Below are 20,547 nucleotides of genomic sequence, written 5' to 3'. Positions count from 1 at the left end.
CTCGCTACTTCCATATTGAGTTTCATAATGCTATTTATACTAATTCCGATAATTAAGTGACCACTCAGAGCTTATAAAGTTTTACAATTCTAGGCATGTCAGTGAATTCATCGTATTCCCTTTATAACTGACATAATACCAATACGAATAAATAAGTGCTCACTTTAAATGGACTAAATATTCCAAGAACATCGTTGCTTTTAATCCTAATAGCCAGCTATTACTCAATCAAGCGCCTTGTTCTTGAAAATTTATCCTTATTAAAATTTGATCACTAACTTAATCGTATTGGTATAACAACGAAGTGTAAATTCTCAAAAGCTCCTTTTAGGCGGTTTTCAAAGCGCTTTATGCTGCGTTATTAATTTTGATCAGGGAACAACCATTACCTTCAATTCATACCTTACCTAAATCCTGTTTAATTATCGCTGAAATCGTGCATTTTTAGGTATCATGGGTATTAAAGCCAACTATAAAGTCGCTGCTTTCATAATTTCAGTAAAAGCTTTTAATTGCGCTAACATATTGCTTGAATCATTTAAGTTATCTTCAATGATTTTCACAACAGCAGATCCAGAAATAGCACCTGCGGCACCAGAGTCGAGTGCTGCTTTAACATGTTCAGGTTTAGATATACCAAAACCTAATAAAGAGGGGGCAGCGTTATACTCATTAAGCTTGTCGATAATGGAAGTTGCTGGCATTGTTGCTTGTGTATCGGTACCGGTTACGCCAGCACGTGATAATAAGTAAGTATAACCACGACCATAAGAGGCACAGGTTTTTAATGTATCATCATCAGCATTTGGTGTTGCGATAAAGATAGGATCTACACCTGCTTTTTTAGCTGATTGTCTGAATAATTTAGATTCATGTAAAGGTACATCCGCTACTAAAATCGAATCAACACCTGCATCTTTAGCGTCTTGATAAAACTTGTCTAAACCACGTGAAAATATCAAGTTAGAGTATAAAAGTAAGCCAATTGGAATATCCGCATTATATTCACGTACTTGTTTTAGGATTGCAAAACACACATCTGTATTTACATTTGCTTTAAGTGCGCGAATATTCGCTTTTTGAATAACAGGGCCATCGGCTACGGGATCAGAAAAAGGAATTCCTAACTCTAGTGCATCGGCACCGCCATCAATGAGGCTTTTTATGATATCAAAACTAAGCTCTTTATTTGGATCGCCAATCGTTACAAATGGCACAAATGCACCTTGTTTGTTGGTAGCTAAAGTTTCAAATTTGGCTTGGTATCTATTTAATGTTGACATTACTTAGCTCCTTTTTCAGTTGCTTTTTGTGCAAGTACATCTTGAACATGGGCTAAATCTTTATCACCACGACCACTTAAGTTAACAATTAAAACAGTATCTTCAGTTTGTTCTTCTGCATATTTTAAAGCGTATGCAAGAGCGTGACTTGATTCTAATGCTGGTATAATACCCTCATTTTTAGCTAAAGTTTGAAAAGCATCTAATGCTTCGTCATCTTCAATACCAACATATTGTGCGCGACCTGTTTCATGTAAATGTGCATGTTGAGGGCCTACTGCTGGGTAATCTAAACCGGCTGAAACAGAATAAGATTCTTCAATTTGACCAAAATCATCTTGCATTATGTATGTATAAGCACCGTGCAATAACCCCTTAGTGCCTTTACACAAGGTGGCACCATGATGTTTGCTATCAAGGCCTTTACCTGCAGGTTCAACACCAATTAATTTAACTGACTCTTCTTTAATGAAATCATTAAACATGCCAATCGCATTTGAGCCGCCGCCAACACATGCGATAACCGCGTCAGGTAATCGACCTTCTGCTTCTTGGATCTGAATTTTTGCTTCTTCACCAATCATTTTTTGGAATTCACGAACCATAGTAGGAAATGGGTGTGGACCCGCAGCTGTGCCTAATAAATAATGGGCATGATCATAATTCGCAGACCAATCCCTTAATGCTTCATTTACAGCATCTTTAAGTGTGCCAGAACCTGCTGTAACCGGAATAACTTCGGCGCCCATTAATTTCATCCTAAAAACATTTGGTTGCTGACGTTCTACATCTTTTGCACCCATATATACTTTACATTTTAAACCTAATAATGCACATGCTAATGCTGTTGCAACACCATGTTGGCCTGCCCCTGTTTCTGCTATGACTTCTTTTTTACCCATGCGTTTAGTTAAAAGCGCTTGGCCTAACACTTGGTTTGTTTTGTGTGCTCCGCCATGTAATAAGTCTTCACGTTTTAAGTAAAGTTTTACCTTCGGGTTTTTAATCATGTTACGTGTTAACGTTAATGGTGTAGGGCGACCAGCATATTCATTTAATAAAGCTGTAAACTCAGCTTGAAATTGAGGATCTTGTTGTGCATTGTTAAACTCTTGCTCAAGTTGCTTTAGAGCCGGTACCAATAACTCAGGTACAAACATACCGCCAAATTGACCAAAATAACCTGGTTTGTTATCTGTATTATTGTTAAAATATTCCACTTATCGTTCCTCATTCTGTGATTCTGTATCGATATCTGAGGTAGTTTAAACCTCAGGTATATATAATTTAATATTGTCTGAGTTTGGTAAAAACGTCATTAATTTTATTTTTAGATTTCTTTCCAGGTTCAATTTCTACACCTGAATTGATATCTAAACCTGTTGCACCAATTAAACTCGCTTGCTTTATATTGTCATTGTTTAAACCACCTGCAAGCATAAATTGGCTGTGACAGTTTTTTAAAATTGACCAATCGAATATTTCTCCAGTCCCGCCAGGTAAATTCTCGCTATGGGTATCAAATAAATAGCGATCAACTTCGAGTGCTAGCTCAGGTAAAGTATTTTTAATAGCAACAGCTTTCCAAATTTTACATGTTTGAGGCAGTTTTTCTTTTAGTGTGGCAATAAATTCAGCGTCTTCTGTACCATGTAATTGAACGACACTGAGTTTTAATTGATGCGCATATTCAACAATATGTTCGATTCGAGCATTTACAAATACACCTACAAAAGATAATGGTGCACTATCTATAATGGCTTTTGCACAATCTAAATCAACAAAACGTGGTGATTGAGGGTAAAAAATAAGTCCGCCATAAATTGCACCCGCATTATACGCTGCTAAAGCATCATCACAACGGGTTAAGCCACACACTTTATTTTCACCTAAAATTAGTTTTCGACAAGCAAGATCCATATCATTTTGTGCCATAATAGAACTACCCACTAAAAAGCCATTACATAAAGGTGAAAGGCGTTTAACATCATCATGGGTATAAATACCAGATTCTGAGATCACCAGTTTATCATTTGGAATAAGCTTTCTAAGCGTTTCGGTTGTTGTTAAATCAGTACTTAAGTCACGTAAATTACGATTGTTAATACCAATCAGCTCAGCGTTTAACTTAAGTGCACGATGAACTTCTTCTTCATTACTTACTTCAGTTAAGATGCTCATATTTAATGACTTAGCTACAGATTCTAGCGCTTTGTATTGTTGATTATCTAACACAGAAAGCATTAATAAAATCGCATCAGCACCATGTAAACGTGCGAAATAAACTTGATACTCGTCAATATAAAAATCTTTACCTATCAGTGGTTGCTCTACTTTATTTCTCACCATTTGTAGGTAATCGAAACTACCTTGAAAATATTTTTGATCTGTCAGTACACTAATACATGTTGCATAGTTTTTATAAACAGAGGTAATTTCATCTAAATCAAAATGGGGGCGAATTAAGCCTTTAGAGGGTGACGCTTTTTTACATTCTAAAATAAAATGTGTGCCGCCGTTATCTGTGCTTTTTAATGCTTCATAAAAATTGCGCGTAGAAGGCTTAACGTCATTTATGAAACCTGATAATGGACGTTCAATTTTACGTTGTTTTAGTTCAATTGCTTTATCAGCGACAATTTTTTCTAATACGTTAGCCATTATCAACCTCTGAATTACTAAGTGTTACTATTTTATCAAGTGTTTTTATTACTGTGCCAGAAGCCAGCTTATCAGTAACTATTCGTGCTGCTTGTTTAAAGTTATCAGCCTTATTTGTTAAATATAAAAGCGCAGCGACATTAACGATAATAGCTGCATTATGAGCGGCTTTTCCTTCGCCTTTTAAAATAGCTAAAGTAGCTTGTGCGTTATATTCAGGCCCCTCACCAGCAATAGCTTCAAGTGGGTATTCATCTAAACCAAAATCACTTGGTGTTAGAGTAGATTCCGTTATTTCGCCATTATTTAATTCAACTACTTTAGTTGAGCCATGTAATGCAATTTCATCTGTGCCTGAGCCATGAACTACTAAAGCACGTTGTGTGCCTAGTATGTTTAGTGTTTGCGCCATAGGCATGCATAAATCAGGATCATATACGCCAAGTAATTGTACTTTTGGTGCAGCAGGATTTGCTAATGGGCCTAGAATATTGAATAAGGTTCTTGTTTTTAATGTTGTGCGAACTGGCATCGCATGTTTTACACCTTTGTGGTAATTAGGTGCAAACATAAATGTGAAACCTGTTTGCTCTAAGCAATTTTGAGCAAGTGTTACAGGCATATTGATATTAATACCAAGGGCAACAAGTAAATCAGCAGAACCAGAATTACTCGATACACTTTTATTGCCATGTTTGACCATATTAATGCCACAAGCTGCAGCAACAATAGCTGCTGTTGTTGATACGTTTATGGTGTTTGAGCCATCACCACCTGTACCGCAGCTATCAGCTGTCATATCTAGTGAAGTGTTAAAAGGCACTGCATGTTTGCGCATCGCAGCGGCAGCACCTGCAATTTCAGATGCGGTTTCACCTTTAATTTTAAGTGCAATTAAAGCGGCTGTCAGTTCAATTTCAGATAGCTCACCTTGCATAACCTTACTGAATAATTGTTCTGATTGCGTTATGTTTAAGTCTTTTTGTGCAATTAGTATATTGATTATTTCTTTCATTTCGCAATTCCTTCATCAGTTGTATTGTTTAAATAGTCAAGGCTTTGTCTTAATAACTGTGCGCCATCTGGTGTTAAAATAGATTCTGGATGAAATTGAAAACCAAGTATTTTATCTTGCTCATTTAATATTGCCATCGGTATATCTTGATAATGGGCAATAATCGAAAGTGAGTCAGGTACTTTAGTTGCCATTAATGAGTGATAACGTGCAACGGGCATATTGTTACCTAATCCATCAAAGATGGCATGCTTGGCAAGTTCAATAGTTGATGATTTACCATGTACGGTTTCCCCAGCATGACCCACAATACCACCATAACTTTGTGTCAATGCTTGATGTCCTAAACAGATCCCAAGGATAGGAAATTTACCTTTACACATTTCGGTTAACGCCATTAAACAGCCAGCGCTGTGCGGTGTACCTGGACCTGGTGATAAAACAAGTATTACGGGTTTTATTTCAGCTGACATTTTCTCAAATATGGTTTGTGCGTCTAGGTTGTTACGATATACAACTAAATCAGCGCCCATTTGTTCAAATTCATCTACAAGGTTATAACTAAAAGAGTCAAAGTTATCTAAGAAGTAGATTTTATAATCTGATTGATTAGACATTATTTTTCTCCTCGAAACTAGAGATTATGGCTTTGATCACCGCTTGTGCTTTTGCACGAGTTTCATCGGCTTCTAGTTGCGGTTCTGAGTCGTGAACAACTCCCGCACCAGCTTGAACATAAGCTATATTATTTTTTACGAATGCACTTCGGATCACAATACAGCTATCCATGGTACCATCACCTGTTAAGTAACCCACTGCACCACCGTAGCTACCACGGCGTTTTTTTTCTACCTCACGTACAAGTTGCGCGGCTTTGACTTTTGGCGCACCAACTAATGTGCCCATGTTCATACATGCTTGATATGCATGAAGTGCATCCAGTTCCGGTTTTAATTGACCAACCACACGAGATACTAAATGCATCACTTGCGAATATCTGTCTACTTTTAACAACTCTTTAACATGACGCGTTCCGGCAATAGAAATACGAGCCACATCGTTACGCGCTAAATCCACCAACATTAAATGCTCAGCTCGTTCTTTTTGATCATTTCGCAGGTTAAGTTCAATACGACTATCTAAATCTGGGTTAATGCTACCATCTTGACGCTTTCCACGAGGACGTGTACCAGCAATTGGGTAAACTTCCACTTGGCGACTCAAAGCACAAAATTTTAAAGCTGACTCAGGTGATGCTCCAAATAATGTGAAATCTTGATCTTTCATATAAAACATATAAGGACTAGGATTTTGCTGCTTTAAATGCTGGTAAGCCGATAGTGCATCAGGACAAGGTAAGCTAAAGCTGCGAGAAGGCACTACTTGGAAAATATCACCATCTACAATATTCTTTTTAAGTGCCAAAACCTGTTGGCAGTATTCTTCGTCACTAATATCAACACTAACATCCGGTGTTTTACTGACTGTGATGTCTTTACCTGTATAAGGCGTTACGTGTTCACATAACTGATTGAGTTCTTCAAGCTTTTGTCCAACTTCAAAACAGTTAGCATGAACATCTGGTCCATTAAATACATTGCCAATTAAGTCGGTTGTTTTTTCTTGGTGATCAATAATAACCAAGGTTTCAGCCAAGTAAAAAACATAATCTGGACAGATATTATCTTTGTTTATAACAGTGGGTAACTGCTCAAAGTTGGCAACCATGTCATAAGCAAATACACCGCCTAAAAATAATGAATAGGCATTATCTGCAGTTGATTTTATATTGTTGATACAATTGCGTAGCGCACTAAATGCGTTGTCTGCTTTTAATCGAGAAAACTCGTCTAAATCTCTTTGGTATGGTTGATAAGTTAAAATGAGTGTATTTTCATCTAACACAGTATCACAATTGGCTACTTTTTCTTGTAAATAAGGTAGTAATTGCAAACCGTTATTTGATAAAGCGACTAACTTTACTTGTTGTGCATTACATTCAATCCGAATGGCAGCATCTACTAAAATAAGGCTTTTCAAACAGTCTTTTGAATCAACTTCAGCCGACTCTAATAATAAGCTATTTTCTTTATCCAATTTTGCATAAAGTGATAGTGGACTTTGAATATATTCCCGGGCCAAAGTGATGCTTGAAACAGCACCAGGCGCTTTTGTTATATGTCTAAATATCAAAACCTCATTCCTCTCGTATTTTGTATTAGTAATTTATTTAGAAAACAAAAAACCCGCATCAAAAATGCGGGTTTGGACATAAAAAAACCCGCTAGCTGCGGGTCTTAGAATCTGTTAGGCACAACAGCTCATCACCCGAAAATTACGAGTGCCACCACCAAATAATATTTAGTGTATTTACTTTAAATGTTTGAGCTGAACGTTTCATTAATATGTACCTTTATTTAAGTAGCTATAGTAGAGCTCAAATTGTATATTCTTGTCAAGAATTTTATATTAAATTTATATAACTGATTATTGTGAACAAAAATATATTGATATAAATGCATTAAACCTTAAGCACGTTCGTTTTATAGCAGTGAAATTGATATACTTAACTCAAACCTAAGCGCTAATTATAAAGTTGCTCAAATGAAGTACGATTTACATAGTCATACCACGTGTTCAGATGGCCGATTATCACCAGAAGAATTATTAGATAGAGCAGTAGACAAAGGAATTGATATATTTGCGATCACAGATCACGATACACTAGATGCTTTACCTATTGCGCATCAATATATTGCAAACAATAAGCTTAATTTAAAACTGATAAATGGCATTGAAATATCAACCCGCTGGCATAGTTTTGAAATTCATATTGTTGGGCTGAATTTTGATCCTGAATCAGATAATTTATTGGCATTAGTGAATGAACAAAAGCAAAAAAGAGATAGCAGAGCACTTGAAATTGGTCGACGACTTGAAAAAGCAGGCATAGTTGATGCTTATAAAGGTGCAAAAGATTTAGCGGGGGATGCGCATATCACCAGAGCGCATTTTGCACAGTATTTAGTAAATCTAGGTAAAGCAAAAAATATTCAAGGTGTTTTCAAAAAATACTTAGCGCGAGGTAAAACCGGTTATACACCTAGTAGTTGGTGTGATATGAGAACCGCAATTGAAGCGATTCAATCAGCGGGTGGTCAGGCTGTTGTTGCACACCCTGCGAGATATAAAATGTCTAATAAATGGTTAAGGCAATTATTAACTGATTTTAAAGAGAATGGTGGCGATGCGATGGAAGTCGCACAACCGCAACAAGCACCAACAGAACGTCAATTTTTAGGTTCTTTAAGTCGTGAATACGGCTTACTGTGTTCACAAGGTTCAGACTTTCATTTTCCGATGACTTGGCTAGAGCTTGGAAAGAACCTATATTTACCAAAAGATTGTACTCCAGTTTGGCAAGATTGGGTCGTATAATGATATAGCAGGGTTTACACCTGTGTGACATGGAAATACAAATTTCAGAGCTTAGGTATATAGCGCTTTGTTATTAAAAAAATAAGGCATATTATGAGTCAGTTTTTTCAAATACATCCAGAAAATCCGCAAGCAAGATTGATCCGTCAAGCAATTGAAATAATACATCAAGGTGGTGTTGTTATTTATCCAACTGACTCTGGCTATGCGATTGGTTGTTGCATAGGCAATAAAAAATCGATGGAAAGGATTAAAAAAATCCGCGGATTAGAAAAACATCATAACTTTACATTGATGTGTCGCGATCTATCTGAACTTGCAAACTATGCAAGAGTAGATAATCAATTGTTCAGAGTTATAAAAAATAATACACCTGGACTTTATACTTTTATTTTTAAAGGAACTAAAGAGGTACCTAAGCGCTTATTAAATGATAAGAAAAAAACAATTGGTATTCGCGTACCACAATGTGAAATCACGTTAGCATTACTAGAAGAATTAGCTGAACCATTGATGTCATGTTCGCTGATTTTACCGGGGCAAGAGCATACAGAGTCTGATCCAGAAGAAATACGCAATAAATTAGAAAAACATGTCGATTTGATTATCCATGGTGGTTTTTTATCAGAGCAACCAACAAGTGTTATTGATTTCTCAGAAGGTGAAGTGAATATTATTCGCGAAGGTTCAGGTGATGTGAGTGTTTTTGAGTGACACCTCAAACAGAACAGCCGCCATTAGCATTTTTAAATGGTAAAGCTATGGTTGAGAAACCAACTGATTTATATATACCACCTGATGCCCTTGAAGTGATTTTAGAAACTTTTGAGGGCCCTTTAGATTTATTACTTTATTTGATTAAAAAACATCAACTAGATATTTTACAGTTATCAGTGCATACCATAACTCGACAATATGTTGCTTATGTTGAACTAATGAAAGATTTAAAACTAGAATTAGCAGCTGAGTATTTGGTAATGGCTGCTTTATTAACGCAAATTAAATCTAGATTGTTATTACCTGTTCATAAAGAGTTAGAAGAGCAAGAGGTTGATCCTCGTGTTGAATTAATTAAACGCTTACAAGAATATGAACAATTTAAAACTGCGGCAGAAAATCTTGACGAGATCCCAAGGTTAGATCGTGATATTTTTGTTGCCCAAGCTTTAATATCAGAAAAAATAGTGCCTGAGACTTTATTACCTGATGTTGATATGAAAGATATTTTGTTATCATTGGGCGATATTATGGCAAGAGCTAAAAATTATACCCATCATCATATATCAGCTGAAACCTTATCTACTCGGGAGCAAATGAGTAAAATATTACAGCAATTGAGTGAAACGACTGAGTTTGTTGAATTTAGTTTGTTATTTGAGCTTAGCGAAGGACGAAATGGTGTTGTTGTAACCTTTATTGCTATTTTAGAGTTGATAAAAGAGTGTTTAATTGAATGTATACAGTCAGAGCCTAGAATACAAATCTATGTGCAATTAATTCGTTAAAATTAATAGAAAACCCTTCGATTATATCTGACAAATTAGGCATAATACCCGTCTATGATTATGAAGTAGATGAGTAGCTTAAAGTGGGCGATAAAAAAATTTCTGATGAGCAATTAGTCGAAATTATTGAAGCTGCTATATTTGTTGCAGGAAAACCATTATCACGAATAGTATTAAAAGAAACAGTGTTAGAAGAATTTAATGTTTCTTTAATAAGAATTAAACAGTGCCTAGAAACGTTAGAAGCGCATTATTCAACTAGGGGCATACAGCTTGTAAAAGTAGGCTCTGGTTTTCGTTTTCAAGCAAGTAAAAATTTAAGTCCTTGGTTGAGTAAGTTATTTCAAGGTAAAACCCCAAAGTATTCAAGAGCTTTATTGGAGACTCTAAGTTTAATTGCTTATCGACAACCTATTACTCGTGGAGAAATTGAACAAGTCAGGGGCGTTGCGGTGAGTAGTCATATAATTAAAACTCTATTAGAACGAGGTTGGGTTAAAGGGGTTGGTCATAAAGAAGTCCCAGGTCGACCTGCTCTTTATGCAACAACAGCTGCATTTTTAGATTATTTCTCTCTTGCTAGCTTAGAAAATCTACCTTTGTTACCTGAACAACAAGAAAATAAAATAAATCAAATGCTATCTTAATTTGTTACCTGATATAATTAAGATGCAAGTCTATCTGAGAAGATACAACTAATAGGGGAAACCCTATTAACTAAAGAGCGAATAGTTAATGAGTGAATCAATTGTAAATGATGAAAAGTTACAAAAAGTATTAGCCCGTGCCGGTAAAGGCTCACGCCGAGAAATGGAAAAGGTGATTGACGCAGGGCGTGTAAGTATTGATGGTAAAGTTTCAAGATTAGGTGATCGTGTTGGCCCACATCAGCAAATTAGACTTGATGGTCATGTGGTTAAAATAGAAGCTGAAGAAAATCGTATTTGTCGTGTATTGATGTATAACAAACCGGAAGGTGAATTATGTACACGTAAAGATCCTGAAGGCAGACCGACTGTTTTTGACCGTTTACCAAGATTAGATGGTGAGCGTTGGATAGCTGTTGGTCGATTAGATGTGAACACATCAGGTCTTTTATTGTTTACCAATGATGGTGAATTAGCAAACCGTTTAATGCGTCCTAGTTATGAAATTGAACGTGAATATGCAGTGAGAGTTTTTGGTGAAGTAGAAGCGACAACTTTAAAAACGTTAACCACAGGTGTTGAACTTGAAGACGGTATGGCTAAGTTCTTAAAAATTACACCTCGCCCAGGTGAAGGGATTAACCGTTGGTATAACGTATTACTAACAGAAGGTCGTAACAGAGAAGTAAGACGTTTATGGCAATCTCAGGGGGTTGACGTATCACGCTTAATTCGTGTTCGTTACGGGGACTTGAAATTAAACCCTAAACTTCCTCAAGGTGGCTGGGAAGAGTTAGCATTAGCTAATGTAAATTATTTTAGAAGCTCTGTGCAACTACCAAATGAAACTGAAACAAAATTATCTGTAATGCCTGAAAAACGCAGTGAAAAACGCGCTAAAAATCAGCGTATTAGAAAGGCTGTTAAAAAGCATCAAATTCGTGCTAAACAAGTTCAGAAGAAAAGAAAGAAATAAAATATTTTAATAATTTAGTTGAGTATTAGATATTAAAAAAGCCCAACATTGTTCGGGCTTTTTTATTTTTATTTACTGAGCATCTAGGGATTGGCCGTTAGTACCTATTGAATCATCACTCATCATATAAAGGTAGGTAGGCATTAGTGACTCTGGTGTTGCTAATTTTGCCTTGTCTTCACCTGGGTAAGCGGAATCTCTCATTTTAGTTAAAGTTGCGCCAGGGTTAATACAGTTAACTCTAATATTCGTTTTTTCAACTTCATCAGCCCAAGTTTGCATCATGCCTTCAACTGCAAATTTAGAGATGGCGTATGGACCCCAATGTGCACGACCTTTACGACCGACACTAGATGTGGTGAAAATAATAGAAGCGTTATCTGATTTACGTAAAATAGGGAACATGTATTTTGTAAGTACAGCTTGTGCTGTCACATTTATTTTCATGATCTTTTCGAATGTTGAAACACAAAAGAATTCTAATGGACCTAAAGAGCCCAAGATGCCAGCATTATTTAATAAACCATCTAATTGACCAAATTCATTTTCTATTGTAGATGCTAAGTCACGATAGTTTTGTTTAGTTGCGCCTTTTAAATCAAGTGGAACGATAGCAGGCTTAGGCGCACCTAATGACACAATTTCGTCATACACACATTCTAGTTTATCAACTGTTTTACCAAGTAAAATAACGGTTGCACCATGTTTAGCATAGTTGATTGCTGCCACGCGACCAATACCGTCACCAGCCCCAGTAACTAGAATTACTTTATCTTTTAGTGCGTTTACATCTGCTTGGTAGTCTTGCATTGAAAAATCCTTGATACAACTAAGTCATTACTGGACTTAAAATATTAAATTAAAGGTATTTTACCATAGGTATTTAACGATAAAACGACAAGTTAAAGTTTTTATTCAAATTTAAGTAGCGAAAAAAGATTGTTTACGTTAAATTTAACTGGTCTAATGTCTCATTAATGAATTCGAACATTATATTTACAAGTGTAATTGCAAGAATTCAAATAAAAAGAACAAAGTGAAAACGGAGCTAAAAATGAAAAAAATGCTACTTGGAATGGCTATCTCAACTGCATTGTTAGGATGTGGTGGAGAAAGTTTAGAAGAAGTTAAAAAAGACGCTGTAGTTGTCATTCCAGCATCTACTGTTATTTTTGATCCATCTGCAGGTGTATTATCAACCCCAAATGATTTATTATTTCAGGGAACCACAGATGGTACTTTAAATATACCCGTTAAAGATCCTGCAAATATTGCCGATCCATTGACAGCTTTAAGTCGTTTAGACGGATGGTCAACTAATACTGCGTTTACTCTAGCAGTTGATTTACCTCAAGGTGTGACATTAGATGCGGCCAGTGTGCAAAGTCCTGAATCTATCCATATATATGAAGCAGTTATGGGTGGAGACCTGAATGATGATGACTGTAAACCAAAACCGCAAGGTTCAGGGTGTAAAATTGTAGGTGAACTGACTTTTGGTGTTGATTATGTTACACAAGTCAGCGGAGATAATGTAGCTGTAATCCCTTTAAAGCCACTTAAACCTGCAACAACTTATATACTTGCACTCACTGATAACCTTAAAGATAGTACGGGTAGCTCAGTGGATGGCTCGTCTAGCTATAATTTGGTAAAACAAGATATAGGTACGTTACCTTTAATTACAGATTCACAATTAGCGTTACAAGGGGTAATTAATAGTTTTGAATCTGTAATTTCGACTAGGGGCATCGCTAAAGAAAATATTATTTATTCTATGGCAATGACCACACAATCAGTGGGTAATGTTACAAGTGTTGCAAAACAGTTATTACTGACGGGCTTAACACAAACACCGCTTGTGCCTGCACCTGTTATTACTATGCAAGACACAACATTATCAGTGGCAGACGTGTTAATACAGGCTGGATTATTTGACCCAACAAACCCCGCTGATGCTCAAAGTATTGCATTATATGGTGCTGCTAATTACCTACGTGGTAATGTTAGTTTACCTTATTACTTACATACACCTAATGATGAAAATCAAAAAGCGCCATTAAATACTTGGATGAATGCATTGTGTGATTCAGGTGCTGCACTAGCAGGCTTAACAGCAGCTTACCCTGAATTAATTCCTGAAGCACCGATTAGTACAAATGATGCTATTTGTATGTCTTTTGGTTTACGTGACTTTAGCACCTCTGAAAACCCGGTTTTGGCTGGCCTAGATACAGAGCGTAACCTCACTAAATTTAACCCAATTCCAAAAATTAACAGTTTTCAAAATATTGATGTGCAAATGACAACGCCAGATCTAAATGTTGCAAATGCAATTCGCCCTGGTTTAGGCTTAGGACCTCTCGTAAAACCTGAAGGTGGTTGGCCAGTCGTTATTTTACAACATGGTATTCCATCTAAAAAAGAAGATATGTTAACGACTACGGCAATGTTGTCATTATTTGGCATCGCAAGTGTTGCTATAGATTATCCATTGTTTAACTCTCGAGGTTTTGATTCTGATAACGATGGTGTTATTGATATTGATGCTTCTGTGAATCCTCTGGATTATATTAATCTTCAAAGCTATAGCACGACGGCTTCTAATGGTAAGCAAGCAATCATAGATCTATTAGGTTTACGTTTTGGCTTAAATTTTTTAAATGGCGCAGACATAGATAAGTCGAAGGTATATTTCACTGGAATCTCTTTAGGCTCTATTGGTGGTACACCATTTTTAGCTATGGCTAACTCTCCGGTTACAGGGCAACCTGAACAAGTTAATGATATGTTTAAAGTACAAGCTGCGACACTTTCTGTCCCAATGCAAGGCTTAGGATTTGGCGCAATTATTGAATCAAATACATTTGGCCCATTATTGCAGTCTGTATTAGCTTATGGTGGTGACGCAGGTTTCCAAATATATTTTTCAGAACAAAACCCTAGTTCATCTCCAGCAGACGGCGCGGCTTTTTTAGGGGCGTTAATACAAACCTACACTGTATACCAAACAACGTTATCACCTGAAGAAGCTGCAGCATTATCTGGATTAATGATACAAGCTGCGACAGCATTTCAAATGGCGGTAGATGATGGCGATCCGATGAATTATGCTGCTATTTTAAAAGCAACACAAACCCCCTTACTAGTTCAAGAAGTTGTCGGAGATGGTGGTGACAACCTACCAGATCAAGTATTACCAAATGTAGTGCCATCTTCACCTGTGTCTGGTACAGAGCCTTTAATTGCATTACTAGGCTTGGAAGGTGTAAGTTCAACGGTAGCTGATCAACAAATGCCAGTGTCTGGTGTTGTTAGAATGACTGCAGGTCATCATTCTTCTCTTATAAACCCTGGACAGAGTGTTTCACCTGATGCGATGACCGCGCTGCGTGCCTTTAGTGAAATGCAATCACAAATGGTAAATTATATTGCCGAAGGTGGTCATATGATTTATATAAAAGATAGTGCTATTGTAAAACAAGACTAATTTATAATTTCAATACTTAAACCCGGATTATTCCGGGTTTTTTTATGCGTAATATTTAATATATAAGCTTCTCTATTTGTTATATAACATGGTAAATTCACATTAATTTAAAAGAGTAGGATTTTTATTTTGGAATTTTTATACGAATACGGCTTGTTTTTAGCCAAAGCTTTAACTTTTGTAGTTGCAGTGGGTGCAATTATTGCTTTAATAGCAGGTGCAGCTCACAAGCCTAAGCCAAAACGTGGTGAAATTGAATTAGATGATTTATCAGAGCAATTAGATACTTTTAAGCATCAATTTTTGTACGACACTTTAAATAAAGATAATTTGAAAAAATACAATAAAGAGCAAAAAAAACGTGCTAAAAAGAATGATGATAAGCAAAAACCAAATCTTTACGTATTAGATTTTAATGGCAGTATGGATGCCCGTGAAGTTGATAGCTTAAGGGAAGAAATAACTGCAATTTTAACAATCGCTAAACCAAAAGAAGATAAGGTATTACTGAGACTTGAAAGTGGTGGTGGCGTAGTTCATGGTTATGGCTTAGCAGCATCACAATTACAAAGAATCAAAGATGCTGATTTAAATTTAACAATTTGTGTCGATAAAGTCGCAGCAAGTGGCGGTTATATGATGGCCTGTGTCGCTGACAAACTTGTCAGTGCACCATTTGCGATTATCGGTTCAATCGGTGTTATTGCGCAAATCCCTAACTTTAATAAAATTTTAAAGAAAAATGATATTGATTTTGAACAGATCACCGCAGGGGAATTTAAACGTACTCTAACAATGTTTGGTGAGAATACAGATAAAGCGAGAGAAAAGTTTTCTGAGGAAATTGAAGAAACTCACGAATTGTTTAAAGACTTTATTACTGTGCAAAGACCAGCACTTGACTTAGCATCAGTTGCAACGGGTGAACACTGGTTTGGTACGACAGCGTTAGACAAAGGTTTGGTTGACGAGTTATCTACCAGTGATGATATTTTATTAGCGCATAATAAAGAAAATCAGATATATAAGGTGAAATTCACCATCAAAAAACCATTAAGTGAAAAATTTGCGATTGGTCTAAGTAGTTCATTAGAGAGAGCATTTATCTCAGTTTATTCAAAAATAAGAACTGCTTTTATTACTAAATAATTAACATTATATTGGTATAAAAAAGGCCTAGCATCAAACTAGGCCTTAATAATATTGATAGAATTCTTAGCATCAATGTCAGTTTATGAATACTTACTTTTTATTAAAATGTATTTCTTCAAGTTGCTCTGCGGCATGTTTATCATTGAAAATGCCTTCATCGAGTTCACCTTCCGTTTTAGCAACAATACAGGTTACCATACAGTCACCGGTAACATTAACAGCTGTTCTTGTCATATCTAATAATCTATCAACACCCATAATGATTGCAATGCCTTCAACAGGTAACCCAACTTGATTAAGTACCATAGCAAGCATAATCAAACCAACTCCAGGTACACCGGCGGTCCCTACAGATGCTAAAGTAGCTGTTAGTATTACCATTAAGTAATCGGACGTTGTTAAGTCTACAGCAAATATCTGTGCAATAAATACCGTGGCTACACCTTGCATAATTGCGGTGCCATCCATATTGATCGTTGCCCCTAAAGGCACCGTAAATGAGGCAACTGAATTATTAGCTCCAAGCTTTTTAGTTGCCGTTTCTAATGTAACAGGCATAGTAGCACTTGAGCTAGAAGTACTAAATGCAAATAATGCATTGGCTTTCATTTTTGTCAAAAATGTAAATGGGCTTAACCCTGTTATTGTTTTTAGCAAAGTAGGGTAAACAATGAGCGCGTGGATAAATAACGCAAGTAATACAACAAAGAAATATTTTACAAGTTCAGCAATTGCAGCGTAATCGATTGATGAAAAAAGTTTAGCGATAAGACAGAATACACCTATAGGTGCTAAGTTCATTAAAAGAGTCACTAACTTTAAAATGACATCATTTAAATTGTTAAAAGTTTTTGCTAAATGCTTTCCTGGCTCGCCACTTAAGGTCATTGCAATACCAAACAATAAAGCAAATACAATAACTTGAAGCATATTACCTTCAGCCATCGCTGAGATAGGGTTGGTTGGGAACATATTAATGATGACATTTGCTAAAGAAGGTGCTTCCTTAGCTACGAATTCAGAAGAAGTTTGTAACCCTGCAATTTTATCAAAACTTACTAAGTTTGCTAAACTAATCGCAATCGAAATAGCGATTGCCGTAGTTAATAAATAAAGCCCAATTGATTTACCGCCTAAACGTCCTAACTTGCTAGGATCGCTTAAGTTACAAGTACCACAGACTAAGGATACAAAAACTAAAGGGACCACTAGCATTTTTAAACTGGCAACAAATATCGATCCGCCAATGGTAAGTAAGCCATCAACAAAAAAACCTTTAATTGCTAAATCAAAAAAGCCTAAAGAAATATATACATCATCTTGACCACCAATGATCCATTTAAAAATAGAACCAACTAGCAAACCTAGGCCTAACCCTATTAGGATACGAGAGGTGAGAGAGAGTGACTTATTATTATGTAACTCATTTGTCATATAGTGAAAGCTCAATCGTGTTAAAAGGTATATATCCTACCAGTCAATGAGACTTTTTACAGTTAATATAGGTAAGTTTTTTAAAAATATGTAATTTATAATTGTTTTGTACTAATTACTTAATGGAAATCTGTAATTTATAGGTTAATATATGGTAAATAACTCTAATTATAATAAGCTAGGGAGAGGTAAATGCCTTTAATCCGATTTTTTTGCATCATGCTGTTAAGCATTGCAATAACTGCATGTGGCGGTGGTGGTAGTCTTGAAAGTCCTGATGGCGGTTCTTCAGATAAATATGAATTGACAGTTACTTTAATCCGTGCAGATGGTGGCGATGGTATAAGTGAAGTATCTAAAGCAATTCCTGGTAAGCTTGTCGCTAACTTAACAAAAAATGGTAGTGTGTCAGCCAATCAATTAATCACTTTTGCAATTGGTGAACAAGGTATAGGTGTACTAAACCCATCTTCAGGTACATCACAGACAAATAATAATGGTGATGCTGAAATCAGTCTTCATGCTGGTACCATAGCAGGTGGAGGAACTATTTCAGCGAGTTATACTACACCGGATAATGATACAGTCACTGTAACTCATGTATTTACGAGTAAAGGTGACGATGAAGAAGATACAGTCGGCGTAATCGATATATCACTTTCTATTTCAAATACAGAAATATCAGCTGCTAGCCCTGCAACTATTATAGCAACGTTAACGCAAGATGGAGCTAAAGTTGTTAATAAAGTAGTGACATTTAATACAACTTTAGGTGTATTCTCTCCAGTAAGCGGCACAGCACTAACAAATAATGATGGTATTGCTAGCATTATTTTAACTGCAGGCACTGTTAGAGGTGCGGGTGAAGTTACTGCTAATCTTTCAAGTGGTGAATCAAGTATTGTAAGTTTTAATACTGCAGGTGATGATACTGGGGTGGTGGGTGATATAAATATTGAAATGCAATTAGTGAACCTTGATGGTAATGAAACGGATACCATAACTGCATCAAAACCGGGTAAAGTCATAGCTAAAGTTAATGGTATTAGCACTCCGGTAATTGTAACATTCATAAGTACAGTAGGTGATATTCCGATTGCAACAGCAATCACAGATGAGAATAATCAAGCAACAGTTGATATATTAGCTGGTGGTAGTTTAGGTGCGGGTACAATAACCGCTTCAATTGTGAGCGGAGAAACAGGTGAAATCCTATTAGTTGTCGGTTCTTCAACTGTTATTATGGGCAGTGGTGAACCATTTGTTGAAGGTTTGGCAGATATTAGTTTAGCGCAAATTTCGGCTGGTGGAACGACAGTTGTGTCAGTAAAAATCCTAGACGACCAAAATAATTTATTTACTGAACCTGTTACTGTAAACTTTTCTTCTGGCTGTACCAGTCTACCTATTCCAAGCGCGACTTTGAGTACACCTATTACCACTTCCAATGGTGTAGCTACCAGTACATACTTAGCGAAAGGCTGTGTAAATGATGATCCTATTAATGTTACAGCAAATGCCGGTGGTATTAATTTATCAGCTACGGGTACTGTTCATGTATTGCCTGCTGATGTAGGTAGTATCGAATTTGTTTCGGCTACACCTGAACGAATTAATATTTTAGGTACAGGTAGCCAAGGTGGAGGGGAAAGCGCAACAGTAATATTTAGAGTATTAGATACCAATAATAATCCTGTGAATAATCGACTTGTAAACTTTGAATTAAATACTGATGTCGGTGGAATTAAAATAATACCCGTTTCTGGAACAACAGATAACAATGGCTTAGTTCAAACAGTAATAAACTCGGGTACTGTTGCAACGAGTGTCAGAGTACAGGCGACAATTGATGGCAGTTCTCCTCAAATATCATCGCAATCTAGTTTGTTAGTGGTATCTACAGGTATACCAGATCAAGATAGTTTTAGTTTATCAGCTGATATATATAATCCAGAAGCTTGGAACATTGATGGTACTGAAGTAAAAGTTACTGCAAGATTAGCTGATGCGTTTAATAACCCCGTACCAGATGGAACTGCAGTGAGTTTTACTACAGAAGGCGGATCAATAGAACCTTCTTGCACTACGGTGAATGGCGTATGTCAAGTAACTTGGAATAGCCAAAATCCTCGTCCTGAAGGCCATATTTTAGGTGATGCTAACAACCCTACTCATGTCCCAGAAGTAAACAATACTATGGGACAAAAATATGGTGGTCGTGCAAATATACTTGCTACAGTAATTGGTGAAGAATCTTTCCCTGATCTAAATGGCAATGCCCGTTTTGATGCTAATGAAATGGATGCATTTTTAGGTAATGATATCAGCGGTAGACCATATGACCAAAAAGAAGCCTTTGTAGATCATAACGAAGATGGATTATATAACCCTTCAGAAGGCAGTGATGTTAATAACAGTGGTGCGCTAGAAACATTTGCAGACTTTAACAATGATGGTGAATTTAGTGCCAAAGATGGTAAATATAACGGTGTTTTATGTGCGATACCAGCCCATGAGGGTTGTGCAAATGGCACTGACAATAAAAAGTCATTAAACGTAAGAGCACAGTTAACATTAATCATGTCAGGCAGTCACCCTCAATTAACTAGAGTAACACCTGAAGTAATAAATATTGATGGAGAAGGCTCAGCAACCGCAAGTGTAATCATTAGTGATTTGCATAATCAACCTATGCCAGCCGGTACTACAATCACATTTACGGCAGCGGTTGGTTCTGTTATAGCGGGCAGTACATACACTTGGCCTAATGACCCTCACAATGGTGGTCTGATTTTTTCGGCGACAGTTAAAGGTGAAGCTGAAGCCAAATCAGGGCCTCTAGTAATAGAAGTTATAACACCTTCGGGTGTTGAAAAATCATTTCATGCATTTACTATAAATATTAATTAATCAAACTATGCTATAGAAAACGCCGCTTAAATAAGC

Annotated in this window: 16 protein-coding genes; 8 read left to right on the top strand and 8 right to left on the bottom strand. The window is 36.5% G+C overall.

Going from position 1 to position 20,547, the window contains the following annotated elements:
• Positions 1–470: 470 nt before the first annotated feature.
• The 6 genes from trpA to CJF42_RS13265 all read right to left on the bottom strand — a co-directional run bounded on the left by trpA (position 471) and on the right by CJF42_RS13265 (position 7,152).
• Positions 471–1,283: a tryptophan synthase subunit alpha gene (gene trpA / locus CJF42_RS13290; protein ID WP_095367147.1), complete on the bottom strand. Its 813-nt coding sequence runs from the start codon at positions 1,281–1,283 to the stop codon at positions 471–473.
• On the bottom strand, positions 1,283–2,503 hold the full coding sequence (gene trpB, locus CJF42_RS13285; RefSeq protein ID WP_286203499.1) for a tryptophan synthase subunit beta: 1,221 nt from the start codon (positions 2,501–2,503) through the stop codon (positions 1,283–1,285). The genes trpA and trpB overlap by 1 nt, the downstream gene beginning before the upstream one ends.
• A 67-nt stretch (positions 2,504–2,570) precedes the next feature.
• On the bottom strand, positions 2,571–3,944 hold the full coding sequence (gene trpCF / locus CJF42_RS13280; protein WP_095367146.1) for a bifunctional indole-3-glycerol-phosphate synthase TrpC/phosphoribosylanthranilate isomerase TrpF: 1,374 nt from the start codon (positions 3,942–3,944) through the stop codon (positions 2,571–2,573).
• Entirely contained in the window at positions 3,937–4,959 is a 1,023-nt protein-coding gene (trpD, locus tag CJF42_RS13275; RefSeq protein WP_095367145.1) for an anthranilate phosphoribosyltransferase, read from the bottom strand. Before trpD ends, trpCF begins: the two co-directional genes overlap by 8 nt.
• Entirely contained in the window at positions 4,956–5,576 is a 621-nt protein-coding gene (locus tag CJF42_RS13270) for an aminodeoxychorismate/anthranilate synthase component II (protein WP_095367144.1), read from the bottom strand. Before CJF42_RS13270 ends, trpD begins: the two co-directional genes overlap by 4 nt.
• Positions 5,569–7,152, bottom strand: a complete 1,584-nt coding sequence (locus CJF42_RS13265; protein WP_095367143.1) for an anthranilate synthase component 1 — start codon at positions 7,150–7,152, stop codon at positions 5,569–5,571. Before CJF42_RS13265 ends, CJF42_RS13270 begins: the two co-directional genes overlap by 8 nt.
• A 411-nt stretch (positions 7,153–7,563) precedes the next feature.
• Here CJF42_RS13265 and rnm point away from each other — a divergent pair, with 411 nt between their 5' ends.
• The 5 genes from rnm to rluB all read left to right on the top strand — a co-directional run bounded on the left by rnm (position 7,564) and on the right by rluB (position 11,525).
• Positions 7,564–8,397: an RNase RNM gene (gene rnm, locus CJF42_RS13260; RefSeq protein WP_095367142.1), complete on the top strand. Its 834-nt coding sequence runs from the start codon at positions 7,564–7,566 to the stop codon at positions 8,395–8,397.
• A 93-nt stretch (positions 8,398–8,490) separates the two neighbouring features.
• Positions 8,491–9,111, top strand: a complete 621-nt coding sequence (locus CJF42_RS13255; protein ID WP_095367141.1) for an L-threonylcarbamoyladenylate synthase — start codon at positions 8,491–8,493, stop codon at positions 9,109–9,111.
• A 47-nt stretch (positions 9,112–9,158) separates the two neighbouring features.
• On the top strand, positions 9,159–9,902 hold the full coding sequence (locus CJF42_RS13250; protein WP_095367148.1) for a segregation and condensation protein A: 744 nt from the start codon (positions 9,159–9,161) through the stop codon (positions 9,900–9,902).
• An 83-nt stretch (positions 9,903–9,985) separates the two neighbouring features.
• Entirely contained in the window at positions 9,986–10,549 is a 564-nt protein-coding gene (scpB, locus tag CJF42_RS13245; protein WP_095367140.1) for an SMC-Scp complex subunit ScpB, read from the top strand.
• 88 nt (positions 10,550–10,637) lie between these two features.
• Positions 10,638–11,525: a 23S rRNA pseudouridine(2605) synthase RluB gene (gene rluB, locus CJF42_RS13240; RefSeq protein ID WP_095367139.1), complete on the top strand. Its 888-nt coding sequence runs from the start codon at positions 10,638–10,640 to the stop codon at positions 11,523–11,525.
• Between the two features lie 72 nt (positions 11,526–11,597).
• On the opposite strand, the gene CJF42_RS13235 is transcribed toward rluB, so the two are convergent.
• Positions 11,598–12,335, bottom strand: a complete 738-nt coding sequence (locus CJF42_RS13235) for a YciK family oxidoreductase (protein ID WP_095367138.1) — start codon at positions 12,333–12,335, stop codon at positions 11,598–11,600.
• Between the two features lie 244 nt (positions 12,336–12,579).
• Between CJF42_RS13235 and CJF42_RS13230 the strand changes: the two genes are divergently transcribed.
• Together CJF42_RS13230 and sohB are read left to right on the top strand one after the other, a co-directional pair.
• A complete protein-coding gene (locus CJF42_RS13230; protein WP_095367137.1) occupies positions 12,580–15,015 on the top strand; it encodes a VolA/Pla-1 family phospholipase in 2,436 nt (811 codons plus the stop codon).
• A 129-nt stretch (positions 15,016–15,144) separates the two neighbouring features.
• Positions 15,145–16,164: a protease SohB gene (sohB, locus tag CJF42_RS13225; RefSeq protein WP_095367136.1), complete on the top strand. Its 1,020-nt coding sequence runs from the start codon at positions 15,145–15,147 to the stop codon at positions 16,162–16,164.
• 93 nt (positions 16,165–16,257) lie between these two features.
• Here sohB and CJF42_RS13220 read toward each other — a convergent pair whose 3' ends face one another.
• A complete protein-coding gene (locus CJF42_RS13220) occupies positions 16,258–17,601 on the bottom strand; it encodes a dicarboxylate/amino acid:cation symporter (protein WP_095367135.1) in 1,344 nt (447 codons plus the stop codon).
• Between the two features lie 192 nt (positions 17,602–17,793).
• Here CJF42_RS13220 and CJF42_RS13215 point away from each other — a divergent pair, with 192 nt between their 5' ends.
• On the top strand, positions 17,794–20,511 hold the full coding sequence (locus CJF42_RS13215) for an autotransporter outer membrane beta-barrel domain-containing protein (RefSeq protein WP_212668818.1): 2,718 nt from the start codon (positions 17,794–17,796) through the stop codon (positions 20,509–20,511).
• Positions 20,512–20,547: the final 36 nt, after the last annotated feature.

It is taken from the genome of Pseudoalteromonas sp. NBT06-2 (genome assembly GCF_002276045.1).
Taxonomy (GTDB): domain Bacteria; phylum Pseudomonadota; class Gammaproteobacteria; order Enterobacterales; family Alteromonadaceae; genus Pseudoalteromonas.
Note: the sequence above shows the minus strand (reverse complement) of the source record. Positions and strands in the feature narration are given on the sequence as shown.

Coding starts and splice junctions, on each gene's coding strand:
- CJF42_RS13270 (WP_095367144.1), bottom strand. CDS start 5,576: ATGTCTAATCAATCAGATTATAAAATCTACTTCTTAGATAACTTTGAC.
- trpA (WP_095367147.1), bottom strand. CDS start 1,283: ATGTCAACATTAAATAGATACCAAGCCAAATTTGAAACTTTAGCTACC.
- CJF42_RS13250 (WP_095367148.1), top strand. CDS start 9,159: ATGGTTGAGAAACCAACTGATTTATATATACCACCTGATGCCCTTGAA.
- rnm (WP_095367142.1), top strand. CDS start 7,564: ATGAAGTACGATTTACATAGTCATACCACGTGTTCAGATGGCCGATTA.
- trpD (WP_095367145.1), bottom strand. CDS start 4,959: ATGAAAGAAATAATCAATATACTAATTGCACAAAAAGACTTAAACATA.
- CJF42_RS13215 (WP_212668818.1), top strand. CDS start 17,794: ATGCCTTTAATCCGATTTTTTTGCATCATGCTGTTAAGCATTGCAATA.
- CJF42_RS13255 (WP_095367141.1), top strand. CDS start 8,491: ATGAGTCAGTTTTTTCAAATACATCCAGAAAATCCGCAAGCAAGATTG.
- rluB (WP_095367139.1), top strand. CDS start 10,638: ATGAGTGAATCAATTGTAAATGATGAAAAGTTACAAAAAGTATTAGCC.
- CJF42_RS13230 (WP_095367137.1), top strand. CDS start 12,580: ATGAAAAAAATGCTACTTGGAATGGCTATCTCAACTGCATTGTTAGGA.
- trpCF (WP_095367146.1), bottom strand. CDS start 3,944: ATGGCTAACGTATTAGAAAAAATTGTCGCTGATAAAGCAATTGAACTA.
- CJF42_RS13220 (WP_095367135.1), bottom strand. CDS start 17,601: ATGACAAATGAGTTACATAATAATAAGTCACTCTCTCTCACCTCTCGT.
- CJF42_RS13235 (WP_095367138.1), bottom strand. CDS start 12,335: ATGCAAGACTACCAAGCAGATGTAAACGCACTAAAAGATAAAGTAATT.